Origin of the sequence: Alcanivorax quisquiliarum, from assembly GCF_023051175.1 — a bacterium.
Classification (GTDB): domain Bacteria; phylum Pseudomonadota; class Gammaproteobacteria; order Pseudomonadales; family Alcanivoracaceae; genus Isoalcanivorax; species Isoalcanivorax quisquiliarum.
Genome location: NZ_JALKII010000003.1, coordinates 36,141 through 48,770 on the forward strand (window position 1 = coordinate 36,141; position 12,630 = coordinate 48,770).

The 12,630-nt window shown below is 60.3% G+C and carries 12 protein-coding genes; 8 read left to right on the forward strand and 4 right to left on the reverse strand.

The genetic code is table 11. The features are described 5' to 3' along the window. The first annotated feature begins 49 nt into the window (after positions 1-49). A complete protein-coding gene (locus tag MU846_RS06050) occupies positions 50-790 on the forward strand; it encodes a lysophospholipid acyltransferase family protein (protein WP_246950315.1) in 741 nt (246 codons plus the stop codon). A 49-nt stretch (positions 791-839) separates the two neighbouring features. On the opposite strand, the gene MU846_RS06055 is transcribed toward MU846_RS06050, so the two are convergent. Further along, a complete protein-coding gene (locus MU846_RS06055) occupies positions 840-968 on the reverse strand; it encodes a putative transporter small subunit (protein WP_246950317.1) in 129 nt (42 codons plus the stop codon). Between the two features lie 46 nt (positions 969-1,014). Continuing rightward, positions 1,015-2,580, reverse strand: coding sequence for a sodium:solute symporter family protein (locus tag MU846_RS06060; RefSeq protein WP_306799284.1), 1,566 nt, complete (start codon positions 2,578-2,580; stop codon positions 1,015-1,017). A 1,280-nt stretch (positions 2,581-3,860) separates the two neighbouring features. Between MU846_RS06060 and MU846_RS06065 the strand changes: the two genes are divergently transcribed. The 4 genes from MU846_RS06065 to MU846_RS06080 all read left to right on the forward strand — a co-directional run bounded on the left by MU846_RS06065 (position 3,861) and on the right by MU846_RS06080 (position 7,158). Then, on the forward strand, positions 3,861-4,703 hold the full coding sequence (locus MU846_RS06065; RefSeq protein WP_246950321.1) for an SDR family NAD(P)-dependent oxidoreductase: 843 nt from the start codon (positions 3,861-3,863) through the stop codon (positions 4,701-4,703). A 48-nt stretch (positions 4,704-4,751) separates the two neighbouring features. Next, entirely contained in the window at positions 4,752-5,342 is a 591-nt protein-coding gene (locus MU846_RS06070; protein WP_246950323.1) for a DUF938 domain-containing protein, read from the forward strand. Positions 5,343-5,486: 144 nt separating this feature from the next. Next, positions 5,487-6,863: an ATP-dependent RNA helicase RhlB gene (rhlB, locus tag MU846_RS06075; protein WP_246950325.1), complete on the forward strand. Its 1,377-nt coding sequence runs from the start codon at positions 5,487-5,489 to the stop codon at positions 6,861-6,863. Then, positions 6,835-7,158 (forward strand): rhodanese-like domain-containing protein, encoded by a 324-nt coding sequence (locus MU846_RS06080; protein WP_246950327.1) that lies wholly within the window; start codon positions 6,835-6,837, stop codon positions 7,156-7,158. The genes rhlB and MU846_RS06080 overlap by 29 nt, the downstream gene beginning before the upstream one ends. Positions 7,159-7,327: 169 nt before the next feature. On the opposite strand, the gene MU846_RS06085 is transcribed toward MU846_RS06080, so the two are convergent. After that, on the reverse strand, positions 7,328-8,827 hold the full coding sequence (locus MU846_RS06085) for a PhoH family protein (protein WP_246950329.1): 1,500 nt from the start codon (positions 8,825-8,827) through the stop codon (positions 7,328-7,330). 453 nt (positions 8,828-9,280) lie between these two features. On the opposite strand from MU846_RS06085, the gene MU846_RS06090 reads away from it, so the two are divergent. Next, positions 9,281-9,745: a methyltransferase family protein gene (locus MU846_RS06090; protein ID WP_246950331.1), complete on the forward strand. Its 465-nt coding sequence runs from the start codon at positions 9,281-9,283 to the stop codon at positions 9,743-9,745. On the opposite strand, the gene MU846_RS06095 is transcribed toward MU846_RS06090, so the two are convergent. After that, positions 9,660-10,346, reverse strand: a complete 687-nt coding sequence (locus tag MU846_RS06095; protein ID WP_246950333.1) for a C40 family peptidase — start codon at positions 10,344-10,346, stop codon at positions 9,660-9,662. The genes MU846_RS06090 and MU846_RS06095 overlap by 86 nt on opposite strands. Before the next feature lie 232 nt (positions 10,347-10,578). On the opposite strand from MU846_RS06095, the gene MU846_RS06100 reads away from it, so the two are divergent. Together MU846_RS06100 and MU846_RS06105 are read left to right on the forward strand one after the other, a co-directional pair. Continuing rightward, positions 10,579-11,709, forward strand: coding sequence for a DUF2817 domain-containing protein (locus MU846_RS06100; RefSeq protein ID WP_246950334.1), 1,131 nt, complete (start codon positions 10,579-10,581; stop codon positions 11,707-11,709). Between the two features lie 204 nt (positions 11,710-11,913). Continuing rightward, positions 11,914-12,582 carry a TorF family putative porin gene (locus MU846_RS06105; RefSeq protein ID WP_246950342.1) on the forward strand — a complete coding sequence of 223 codons (669 nt, stop codon included), beginning with the start codon at positions 11,914-11,916 and terminating at the stop codon, positions 12,580-12,582. Positions 12,583-12,630: the final 48 nt, after the last annotated feature.

Genomic DNA, 12,630 nt, shown 5'->3' on the forward strand with positions numbered 1-12,630 from the left:
GGCGCTCCGCAAATGAACGGCCGGTGGGATGGGGATGGGAGAACCCGCGATGCCACGTCTGGTGTACACGCTCTACCTATGGCTCGCCTTCGTGCCAATCATGCTTTTTCTGACCCTGCTGCTCGGCACACTATGTCTGCTTACTGCGCCTTTCATCGGCCCTCGGCGAGCGGGACGCCTTTACGCTGTGCCGTGGTCACGCGCCGGGCTGGCGCTCAGTGGTATTTGCGTCGATGTGACCGGCACCGAACATATCCGCGCCGGGCAAAGTTATGTGGTGGTGGCCAACCATTTGAGCCAGGTGGATATCTGGGTGCTCTACGGATATCTGGGAATGGATATTCGGTGGGTCGCCAAGCAGGAAGTGCGTCGCATTCCTGTGGTGGGCATTTCTTGCGTCACCCTTGGCCATATCTTCATTGATCGCTCACACCCGGATCGCGCCATTGCCAGCCTCAATGCCGCCAAGCAACAGGTGCGCGACGGCACCAGCATCATTTTCTTCCCTGAAGGCACCCGCAGCCGGGATGGTCAGCTGCGGCCGTTCAAGAAAGGCGCTTTCCGCATGGCCGTGGATCTCGATCTGCCAGTGCTACCTGTGCGCCTGGATGGCACGCGTGATGCGCTGCCACCCGGCACGCTGCGCCTGTCGCCGGGCAAGGTGTCGCTGGCTATCCTGCCTGCGTTGCCAGCCCCGGAGCCCACCGACGCCGGCGTTGAGGCGCTGATGGATGCCACCCACCATCGAATCGCACAGGCGCGGCCCGAGCCGGCATTGGCGCCTGTTTGATCATTTTCCAGCGGTGCCGCCTGCCTGATATCGATGCGGGCGGCCCTCGTCAGACCATGCCTTCGCCATTACGGCGGGCCGCACGCATGTCCCGCACCAGCGCCACGATCAGTAGCGTCAATACTCCCAGCGACAAGGCCGGCCAAACAAGAATATAAGTGGTCAGAAGCAATTTCATAAGTCCTCCGTGGATCAACTCAAACGGGCACCGCATCAGCCGAGGGTCAGCTTTCAGCTGTCTTGGCCGCCGCCGGCGTCGCCTGGCCGGATCGCAGCATTGCATCTTCATCCTGAAAAGACCGCACACGTTTTGCCAACAGATCGAAATCAAATCGCTCATTACTACGCAGGCTCATCAGCACACAAACAACTGCGCTGACGCCGTAGGCGGTCAGGGAAGAAAGCAGCACCGTGTAGTCGCGTAAAAAACCGGTGGCGAAGGGCAGCATGCCGACAAACACCAGTACGCCGACAATAATTGCGATGGTGCGATTGAAAAAAGCGAAGGTCATCAGGCCAGCCACCACACCCGCACCAACGGTGGCAGCGAATTCGAACAGCACCGCCGTCACTCCCGTCATGGGGGCCAACTCGAATCGCGCCACAGTAAAGAGCGCCACCGCCACCAGGACCGCCGTGGTAAAGGCTTTGTTGGTAATCCGGTTCCAGTAAAAACTGGCAATAACCGGGAATACGATGGCGCCCCACAGCGCCCCCACAAAGACCAGCATCACCAGAATGTCGAGCTTGAGGCTAGCAAGAATAACGCCAAGCATGGTGGCCACGATCATGGTGATACGCCCCCACCACAACATCTTTTGCGGATCCGGCTTGCCGCGGGCGATATTTTTGCCGTAGATGTCGGTCATCATGATGGCCGACAGCGCGGACAGATCCGAATCTGCCGTCGAGGACAACGAGCCGACCACAAGAATAAAGAACAACGCCACACCAAACGGCGGCAGATAAGTAGACGCCATCTGCGGAATGATATTGTTCATGTTGCCATCCACCGGCTCCAGCCCGGTGAATAACGCTAGCAGGCCCAACATCCCCAGGCCGATCACCACAGCGCCGTAACCAACCGTGGCGGTGAGAAAGGTCGGCTTGATCAGATCTTCCCGCACCGCAAACAGCCGCTGTGCAATGGTCTGATTACCGATCGCATAGGCCAGCACCGCAATAAAATAAGGTGCACCCTGCTCCAGAATGGCCTTGGTCGAGAAAAAGTTGGATTGCTCCGCATCCAGCCGCCAGAGGTTCTCCATAACCATGTCCGAACCGCCCGCGTTGATGAAAATCAGCGGAATGATGACCACGGCCGAGCCGATCATCGCGATCAGCTGGGCAAAGTCCGTCATCACCGAAGCGCGAAAGCCCGACCAGAGCGTATAGGCCAGCACGCCGCTGCCGGCGATCAACACCCCTTGAGTGAAATTCAGGGGACTCAGCACGGAAACCAGAGCGCCGGCGGCAGTAAAGTTCACCATCAGACTGATGCAGCTCCCGACCAGATTGGAGACCGCCATGATCAGTTGGCTGGAGCTGCCATGCCGCGCTTTGATGACTTCCGCCAGCGTGTGTGCCTCCGGCGCCAGCTCGCGAAAGCGCCGCCCGAAAGGGTAGATGAACAGGATCATCAGCGCGCCCCACAGGCCATAATGTATCGGCCCCGAGAGTCCGTAACGGTAACCTGAAGTAGCGCTGGCATAAAACGATGCCGCCCATACCCAGGTGGCGATCATGCTCGCGGCAGAAAGCCCGAAACCGACTGCGCTGTTGGATACCATGTAGCTGTCGACATTTTCGTTCCTCTGTCGAATGCTCAAAGTCATCAGGAAAGTAAGGCCGTAGAAGCCGAATAGCAGTAGTAACGTGGTACTTGTTGATAGTTGAAAGAACGCACTTTCTTGCATGTTCGAGATAATCCTCATCATCACGGCTCGCTATTTTCCGCATCATCAAGCAAGCGCGGAGAGCGAGACGTACAACTTGTAGCGGCGCATTGTCGGCGGGCGTCGACAGGAACAGGAAAAAGCGCCGGGCACCCCGAGGCACTGGAAACAAAACAGATACGCCCTGACAGGGGCGGGCATCAACCGCAAAGAAAGCGGCGTGCCACAATCGGAGAAAAACAGCCCGTACAGCCCCCGGAAATCAATGACTACTGACGGGCGACCTGCCCTTCAAGGAGGGTACGGCAGCAAACGATTTGACAAATGCCTGGCGGCAACTGGTTTTGCACAACCTGCCAGTCGCCGGATGTGATGCTGCGGCGCTAGCGCCGGGCCACAGCGATGTGGCCTTTCAATTGAGTTCATACCTAATGATCGGGACTCGCAGCAAACAGCGCTTGTCCGAACACCAAATAGTTTTTGGGAAAAACAAAAGCTCTGAAAAGATCGTGAGCCAGTGCAATAGCCTAAAGTAGCAAGCTGCCAATGTCCAATTTTCAGGCGCACAGAAAACAAATTTTCGCAAGGTTTTTTAGTTTATCTTCGGCCGTATCGCCCCTTCATTTTTCTTTCCTTGCTATTTTTTTGCTATTTTTTTCCCGTATCTCCGGCACTTTTTCCAGGCAGGCGTGCGACATATAGCTCGTCTGCGCGCGCCCTGGCTTCACCATTAACCGTGGGTCTCTTCACTGTAATTCAACCCACTGCCAGGCGATACCGGCACCACGACAGAGCATACAGAGTGTTCCAATTGGTACTGACGCCAGCTACACGACCCGTCAGAGACGCCGCTCCCACTCCGTGCCCCGCGCTCATTCCCACACTCATTCTTGCCCCGCTGGCTCACCGCTTACGAGTGCTACGCATGGCTCGGAAGAGTGTTCGTTTGCATCCCGGCCTCGCTCTCCGCAGCGACTCGCGACCACGACCCACCAAACGCAACGCGCCGCCCGGAATCGCCCCTCGTAGCCCCAGGTGGCAATTGTGACAAGGAGCGATGTCAATTTGGCCCACCCTGCCTGCCGCCTTGTGGTTAAACTGCCCGCCTACGACCATGCCATCGGTCACTGTCAATCTGCCACGGGCCGCCCGCGGCGATAGCACAAGGGGTCACCATGAAAGATCTAGAGAACCGCGTCGCTGTGATCACCGGCGCTGCCTCAGGTATCGGCAAGGCATTGGCCGGCCAGCTGGCGGCTGCGGGTTGCCGCCTGGCCATTTCGGATGTCAACGAGAAAGACCTCGATGCCTTGGCACGGCAGTTGCGCGCCAATGGCCATGAGGTGCACAGCCAGGTGCTGGATGTTGCCGACCGGCAAGCCTTTCATGATTATGCCGATGCGATTTTCGCGCACTACGGCAGAGTCAATCTGGTTTTCAACAACGCTGGTGTGGCGCTGGGCGCCACCGTCGAGGCGATGGAGTACGAGGATTTCGAGTGGTTGATGGGCATCAACTTCTGGGGCGTGGTGCACGGCACCAAAGCGTTCCTGCCCTACCTTAAGCAATCCGGCGAAGGCCACATCGTCAATGTGTCCAGCGTGTTTGGCCTGGTGGGCATCCCGACGCAATCAGCCTATAACGCGGCCAAGTTCGCCGTGCGCGGTTTTACCGAATCGCTTCGCATGGAGCTGGAGATCGAAGGCAGCCCGGTTTCCTGCTCGTGCGTGCACCCTGGCGGCATCAAGACGAATATCGCTCGTAATGCGCGGATGAACGATGTTTCCCACATCACTGGTGCCGATGCCGAGAAATCCATCGCCGATTTCGAGAAAATGTTCCGCACCACGGCGGACGAGGCGGCGGCGACCATTATCAGTGGCGTGCGCCGCAACAGACGCCGTATCCTGATCGGCAGCGATGCGTACGCCATCGACACCATGCAGCGCACCCTGCCCACGCTGTATCAGCGACTGATCGTCAGCGGGCAGAAACTGATGCGCAAGCGCGCTGGCTGACCCGGGCTCCCCCGGGCGCGGCCACCGCGCCCGGAACCGGAGCTACTGATGAACAAACCCTACTCCGCCGCCTGCGACAATAATCGCGGCCCGATCCTTGAAGTGCTCGCCCGGCATCTGACGGCGCCGGCCACGGTACTCGAACTGGGCAGCGGCACCGGCCAACATGCCGCCTGGCTACCAGCGCAACTGCCGCATCTGCACTGGCAGCCGTCCGATTTACCCGCCAACCTGCCCGGCATCGCGGCCTGGCTGCGCGAAGCGGCGCTGCCCAACGTCGCAGCACCGATCGAGCTGGATATGGCGGCCCCCTGGCCCGAGTTGCCGTTTGACCATCTGTTTACCGCCAACACCTTCCATATCGCGGCAAGCGAGAGCGTCGCCGCCGCGATCAGCCAGGCGGGGCAGCGCTTGCCGACAAACGGCCTGTTTGTGGTCTACGGGCCGTTCAATTACGATGGCGACTTCACATCGGAAAGCAACGCCCGCTTCGACGCCTGGTTGCGTCAGCAAGATCCCGCTTCCGGCCTGCGCGACCACACATGGGTCACCGAACGGATGCAGGCTGCGGCCCTGACGCAGATCGCAGACTACGCGATGCCGGCCAATAACCGCACTCTGGTGTTTCGCAAGTGCTGAAGCCTGGTTACCCGCCGATGTGCTGGTGTGCCGTGCCCTGTGTACTTTCTCTACACTGTGCATTTTTTCTACAATAACGGCCTTGCCCTTGCACTGGCCGCCTCTGGCGGGTGCTGGAAAGAGACCACTGACAGACAGAGACTCATGCCCAACAGCGACAACAGCTGGTCCCTGGATCAATTCCAGGTCGAACCGAAGGAAGGCGAAACCCGGTTTCACGATTTCGATCTCGCTCCTGCCCTGATGCGCGGTATCGCCGAGCAAGGGTTCAAATACTGCACGCCGATCCAGGCTCAGGTATTGAGCCACACGCTTGCCGGCGCCGATGCCATCGGCCGCGCCCAGACCGGCACCGGCAAGACTGCCGCCTTCCTCATTACCATCATCGATGATCTGCTCAGGCACCCCTTGGAAGTGAAGCGCTACGCGGGCGAGCCACGGGCATTGATTGTGGCGCCTACACGCGAGCTGGCGTTGCAGATCGAAAAAGATGCCCGCGCACTGTGCAAATATACCGGTTTGCGCGTCATGAGCGTGGTGGGCGGCATGAATTTCAATCGCCAGCAGGAGCGGCTGCAGAAATCGGTGGTCGATATTCTCGTTGCTACGCCCGGCCGGTTGCTGGATTTCTGCACCCGCCGCGACCTGTGGCTGGACCGCGTCGAAGTGCTGGTGCTGGATGAAGCCGACCGGATGCTGGATATGGGCTTTATTCCTGATGTGAAACGCATCGTGCGCCATACGCCTGTCTCGCAGTATCGCCAGACGCTGCTGTTCTCTGCCACCTTCAGCCAGGATGTGATGAATCTGGCCAAGCGTTGGACACAGGATGCAGAAGTGGTCGAGATCGAGCCGACTCAGGTGACGACCGAATCCGTCGAGCAGATGGTGTACATCATCGAAACCTCGCAGAAATACAATCTTCTGCACAACCTGATCGTCAAAGGCGACCTGGACAAGGTGATGGTGTTCGCCAACCGTCGCGATATTACCCGTCGCCTGTGCGAAAAGCTGCAAAAGAAGGGTATCAATGCCGCCATGATCTCCGGCGATGTGCCGCAGAACCAGCGCCTGAAAACACTGGAGCGCTTCCGCTCCGGGCGGGTGCGGGTATTGATCGCCACCGATGTGGCCGGCCGTGGCATTCATATCGACGGCGTCTCCCATGTGGTGAATTACAATCTACCGGACGACCCGGAAGATTACGTGCACCGCATTGGCCGCACCGGCCGCGCCGGCGCCACCGGCACCTCGGTCAGTTTTGCCTGTGAAGATGATGCCTTTTTGCTGCCGGAGCTGGAAAAAGCCATCGGCATGAAACTGGAGTGCATCTATCCGCCGGCGGAGCTGCTTGATGAACCCGAGCCGGTGCGCCCGGCAAAGCCGGGCGAGCAGCGCGAGCGGAAGCAGCCCGGCAAGGCATCACCGAACGAAAGCGGGAGGCAGCCGGAAGGCGGCCAGGCCGACACAACAGCAACCCGGGACAGCCGCGATGAATCCACTCGAAATCAGCCCGAATGAGGCACAGGCGCTCCTGGATGACGACGGCACGCTGTTTGTCGATATCCGCGACGCCGGTAGCTACGCCAGCGCGCATATTCGCGGCGCGCAGCACTTGAGCCATCTGGCCATGGATGCTTTTCTGGCCGGCACTGAGCGCAGCAAGAGAATCGTGGTGTGCTGCTATCACGGCCACAGCAGCCTGGATGCCGCGGCTTTTTTGCGCGAGCAGGGGTTTGAGCACGCTGTCAGCCTCACCGGCGGGTTTGAATACTGGCGGCAGGTATGCCCTGACGCCTGCGCCAGCGCTACCTGAGCCGCGTTTCGCCCCACTCGCTGCGCGGGCGACACTACTGCGGCCACCCGTACCGCCATCAGCGGCGCCACCGGACGTTCGAAGGCGCCCCTGCGCTCCCTCGATAGCCCCTCGATAACCAGACCCGCTATCGGCCTTGCGCGCCCTGGCTGTTATCGCCGCCTGTTGCCTACAGATGCGTCTCGGCATATTCCGCCAGCAGCGAACGCGGCACGCCATTGAGCTGCACCGAGCCGCCAAAGGCAAAACCCTTGAAACGCTCCGTCATGTACGTCAATCCTGAACTGGTCGGGCTCAGATAAGGCGCGTCGATTTGCGACAGGTTGCCCAGACACACCACTTTGCTGCCCTCACCTGCTCGCGTGACGATGGCCTTCATCTGATGCGGCGTGAGATTCTGGCTTTCGTCGATCAGGATCAGTGATTTCTGGAAGCTGCGCCCGCGAATATAATTGAGCGCCTTGAACTGGATATTGGCGCGCTCCTTGACGTAATTGATGCTGCCACTCGGGTTCTCGTCGTTGAGATGGAGCGCCTCGATATTATCGTTGATGGCGCCCAGCCAGGGGTCCATCTTTTCTTCTTCAGTGCCCGGCAGGAACCCGTGCTCTTCAGCCAGCGGCGGCGTCGAGCGGGTGGCGATGATCTTGTTATAGCGCTGGTGCTCGATGGTCATTTCGATGGCCGCCGCCAGCGCCAGAATAGTCTTGCCCGAACCTGCGGCGCCGGTCAGTGTCACCAGATGCACATCCGGGTCCAGCAGCAGATTCAGTGCGATCGCCTGATGAATATTCATCGGCTGCAAGCCCCACGCCTGCTGCCCCAGCAACTGCTCTCGCGGCATGTGGCGCAGCACCACCACGCCCTCTGCCACACCCATGACCCTGCCGACAAATCCTTGCTCGTCAAGAATGAACTGGTTGGGATAGATCTCTTCGCCGAGCACCTCGCGGACCAGCGCCGCATGAGAAAGATAATGCAACGTCTCCACACCGCGCTGCTCGGTTTCAACCTGGCTGACGCGATCCCAGAACGAGCCGGGCAGCTCGAAATAACCTCGTGACAATTGACGGATATCCGACACCAGCTGGTCGTTGTGATAATCCTCGGCCTCGATCCCGCAGGCACGCGCTTTCAGGCGCATGTTGATGTCCTTGGTGACCAGCACATAACGCCGATGCGAATCACGGGATTTCAGCGATACGATATCGTTGATGATGCGATTGTCGTTCAGGTGCTCGGGCAACACGCCTTCGCCTTCCTGTACCGGGCGCGGCATCAGCACCGATAATGTGCCCTGGGTGCCCTCCGGCCCGCGAGGAATCGGCACGCCGGCATCCACCTGTTCCGGCAGCGCCGGCCCGAGAATGCGATCAATCAGACGGATTGCTGCCCGGCAATCGGCAGCAATATGTGATTTGCCGGATTTGAGCTTGTCCAGCTCCTCCAGCACGGTCATCGGCACCACCACCCCATGCTCTTCGAAATTCAGCAGCGCATTCGGATCGTGAACCAGTACGTTGGTATCCAGCACATAAACTTTTTCATGTTCGCCGGAGCTGGCACCGGGCCCGCCGTAACTGCGCACTGACGCCGGATCGGTGCGTTGCTGGCGTGCTTTACCGGAACTGATCGGAACGGTGTGTATGGCTGCCGCGCGTTCTTCCATGCTCATCCCCTCAGACAAGGCGAATCGATCGGGAACGGCGACCGGATAGTGGTCGTGCGCCTGCGGGCTGTTGTCGTTTGCCATTGCCGCTGCAACCTGTTGCCGGCTTGCAGCTATGCCGTTTGCAAACTTTGTCTGCCATGCAAATTGCGACTGGCGAACTTGCAATTCGCCATGGCAGCCTTGCCACGCTGGCACACACTTCTGCCACACAACCTTCTGCCACAAGCTCTGGCACATACCTGGCAAAAGAGAGACGCCACCACCTGCCGCCGGTTACTGACACATCGACGGTTCAATAACTGACGGTTCAACAACTCATTACTGCCGGTGATCGCGATCACCCCCGCAAAGGCGAGGTGAGCCTCAAACATACCCGGCTTTTTTTCGCCACACAACCGACGATATCCCTGTATCGTTAGGCCCACTCTTTTTTCGCCATCGGACCCTGCAATGAGTACGCAAGATCACCCGCATGTCAGAATGCCGCCGCCGCTGTTACATCTGGGCGGCCTGTTCATCGGCTACGTTATCGACCAGGCACTGCACTGGCAGCCCGTTACACTATTCTGGCAGCGCCCCGTCGCGGCAGTGCTGGCGCTGGCGGGCATCGGCCTGATCCTCTGGGCGGCGCTGCTGATGCGCCGGCATCGCACCACCATCCTGCCGCACCGTGCTGCCACCACGCTCATTACACGCGGCCCTTACGCCCTTACTCGGAACCCGATTTATCTCGCCTTCGCATTGCTGCATCTGGCTTGTGCGATGGCCCAAGGCAGCCTGGGTATGGCGCTGCTACTGCCTGTGGTGCTGTATGTCATGGATCGGCACGTCATTGCGGAAGAAGAAGCCTTCCATGGGCGCCAGTTCGGAGCGGCCTGGGAGCAGTACCGGCAGCGGGTGCGGCGCTGGATATAACACTGCTGCACGGCGCCGCCCATTGCTTGAGCAGTTGTGGCGACGCCAGACTGCCGTTGCACAACGTCAGCGCATCGCCGGCGAAGTGCCCCGGCACATAACGGCTGGGGCGTGTGGTCCGAGGCAGCCATCCCAGCCGCCGGTACAGCTCTGCCACCAGCTCGCTGCAAAACAGTCCTGACAGATCCGGCCGGCGCCGAAAGCCGGTGCCCAGCTCTCGCGCCAGCGTCACCAGATAATTGCGATAGGGCCGCCCGTGCAGCCGCCGCACCATGCGCGCGAGCATTCTTGCCTGCGCCTGGCTTGGCGCGTTGCCCTGCCAGGCGCGCCAGGCCACATCGCCGGGATATTCCCGCACCTTTGTCGCCAGCGGCACCAGGCCCACACCGGCCAACGCATGGCCAGCGCGCACATCGGCAGATTCACTCAAGGTGGTTGCTTCGACGACCAGCGGCTCGGGATATTCCGGCAGCTCCACCACCATGCCCACATGGCTCCAGGGGCTGCGGGTGGCAAAACGGATGATATCGCTGGCGAGGCCCCGGCCGGCAAAGAGCAGGATATCGCCGGTACGGAAGCTGTGATGACCTGGCGTTGGCAAGGGCGCGCCTTGAGGGGCCGATGTGATGCTTTGAGCCATGCCGGGCAAACCCGGCTGCCCTGGCTGCCATTGCGGGCGAGACGGCAGCACCCTGATCACTGTATGAATCGCTCGGTTACATTCATGTGACGAAGCCTAGGCGGCTCGGGTGATGCAGACGTGACAGTCAGGTAACGGTTTTGTGTCACCCGGCCCGCGCTGCGTTTTCATCCGGACGTCATCAAGACTCGTCATGGTAAGCAACCACCGCGCCCCTGGCCTGGAGGCATTCGCCAGCATGCCCGACCCCCGTTCTCCCACCCGCATCAGCGCCCAGCGCCTGTACCTGCTACAGCGCCATCTGCCAGAACAGTTGCAACTGGAACAACTGCTGCATCAAGGTGCCCGTTGGCTGCGAGAAGACACTGTGCTGACCGTGCAGCACGGCGGCCTGCCATTGCCGGTGCAGGTCATCGAGCTGGGCAGCCGCTCGCCGCACGCGCCAGTGCTCGGCTTCTTCGGTGGCGTTCACGGTGTCGAACGGATCGGCAGTCAGGTACTGCTTTCCTGGCTGCACAACCTGGTGCAGCGGCTGGATTGGGATGAACAGATGGCCCGCCGCCTGGAGCGGGTGCGGGTGGTGTTCATGCCGATGATCAACCCCGGCGGCATCTGGCAACGCACGCGCAGCAACCCCAACGGTGTCGATCTGATGCGCAATGCCCCCATTGACGCCAGCGGCGCGATATTCCCGCTGGTGGGTGGCCACCGTATCACCCGCCATTTGCCATGGTATCGGGGCCGCCGCAACGCGCCAATGGAAGCCGAGGCGCAGGCGCTGGTGCGCGTGGTGCGGGAGCGCCTGCTGCCGGCGCCGTTCTCGTTGAGCATCGACTGCCACAGCGGCTTCGGCAGGCGTGATCGCCTGTGGTGCGGCTATGCGCGTTGCCAGCAGCCGATCCCCAATATTGCCGAGATCTACGCGCTGAAACAGCTGTTGGAGCGCACCCAGCCCCATCGGCACCCGTATATCATCGAGCCGCAATCGGTGAACTACACCACCCATGGCGACCTGTGGGATTATCTATATGACGGCGCTCTGGCCAGCCACCCGGCCAATCTGTTTCTGCCGCTGACGCTGGAGATGGGCTCCTGGCTCTGGGTGCGCAAGAATCCCCGGCAGATGTTCGATTTCTTCGGTTACTTCAACCCGGTGATCGCCCACCGGCATAGCCGGGTACTACGCCAGCATCTGCCCTTGTTCGATTTTCTGCTTGCGGCCGTGGATAACTGGCAAAACTGGATTCCGCTTCCGCATACCCGCGCTGCCCTAACGCGGGCCGCCATCGAAGAATGGTTCCTCCAACCGCCGGAACAGGAATAAGCCGCACACCCTCGGCGCTCCCTGCGCCAGCTTGGTGCAACCCCTCGGCACATCGCACCACTGCGCTGCACCCGCTTGCTCTTGAAACCCGTAACCCATTGTTACGGAAAGCATTTACGGCTGGCACGGCATGTGCTCGCTCTGCGTTGCGGGCGGCCACGCCAACGGGCTGCCCGAACCGCAATAGACCAAGAGGGTGAGGATATGCAGAAGCAACAGCGGATCAACAAATGGGTGGTCGCCGCACTACTGGCCGGGGCCAGCACCGCCGCGCCGATGGCGGCGCATGCCGAGATCAGCGCCAATCTGAGCGTTGCCAGCCAGTATCTGTGGCGCGGCCAGTCGCTGACTAGCGGGGGCGCGCTTTCCGGGGGCATCGACTACGCCCACGATGGCGGGCTGTATGCCGGCTTCTGGACTTCCTCGGAGGATGAGAAAACCGAATACGATCTTTATGGCGGCTACGCCGGCAGCGCCGGCCGCCTCCACTATGACATCGGCTATACCACTTACTGGTACACCGAATTCGGCGGTGATCTCAATTTTCAGGAGGCACATCTGGCGCTGGCTTATGGCGCCTTCGGCGTCAGCGGGCACTTTGGCGTGGGGGATTACGGCTGGGGCGACGGGGCGGAAAAAAACCGCGACAACTATTACACCCTGAGTTACGAATACCAGCGCTTCGGCGCCCTGCTCGGTTACTACGATCTGGACGACAACGATCTGCGTTACACGCACCTGGATCTGAGTTATGAGGTGTACGATGGTTTGGTGTTCACTGCCTCACAGGTGATCGACCGCGCCGATGACGATCATCCGGATGCTGTCTCCGACAACCTGCAATTCGTCGTCAGTTATACCTTCACTTTCTGATATTTTCTCAGCCATGGCTGCCACGGGCGGACACCGCCCGTGGCAGCC

What these genes read in the sequence shown, in the direction of transcription:
- MU846_RS06050 (WP_246950315.1), top strand. Translation starts at nt 50, where the DNA reads ATGCCACGTCTGGTGTACACGCTCTACCTATGGCTCGCCTTCGTGCCA.
- MU846_RS06055 (WP_246950317.1), bottom strand. Translation starts at nt 968, where the DNA reads ATGAAATTGCTTCTGACCACTTATATTCTTGTTTGGCCGGCCTTGTCG.
- MU846_RS06060 (WP_306799284.1), bottom strand. Translation starts at nt 2,580, where the DNA reads ATGGTATCCAACAGCGCAGTCGGTTTCGGGCTTTCTGCCGCGAGCATG.
- MU846_RS06065 (WP_246950321.1), top strand. Translation starts at nt 3,861, where the DNA reads ATGAAAGATCTAGAGAACCGCGTCGCTGTGATCACCGGCGCTGCCTCA.
- MU846_RS06070 (WP_246950323.1), top strand. Translation starts at nt 4,752, where the DNA reads ATGAACAAACCCTACTCCGCCGCCTGCGACAATAATCGCGGCCCGATC.
- rhlB (WP_246950325.1), top strand. Translation starts at nt 5,487, where the DNA reads ATGCCCAACAGCGACAACAGCTGGTCCCTGGATCAATTCCAGGTCGAA.
- MU846_RS06080 (WP_246950327.1), top strand. Translation starts at nt 6,835, where the DNA reads ATGAATCCACTCGAAATCAGCCCGAATGAGGCACAGGCGCTCCTGGAT.
- MU846_RS06085 (WP_246950329.1), bottom strand. Translation starts at nt 8,827, where the DNA reads ATGGAAGAACGCGCGGCAGCCATACACACCGTTCCGATCAGTTCCGGT.
- MU846_RS06090 (WP_246950331.1), top strand. Translation starts at nt 9,281, where the DNA reads ATGAGTACGCAAGATCACCCGCATGTCAGAATGCCGCCGCCGCTGTTA.
- MU846_RS06100 (WP_246950334.1), top strand. Translation starts at nt 10,579, where the DNA reads ATGGTAAGCAACCACCGCGCCCCTGGCCTGGAGGCATTCGCCAGCATG.
- MU846_RS06105 (WP_246950342.1), top strand. Translation starts at nt 11,914, where the DNA reads ATGCAGAAGCAACAGCGGATCAACAAATGGGTGGTCGCCGCACTACTG.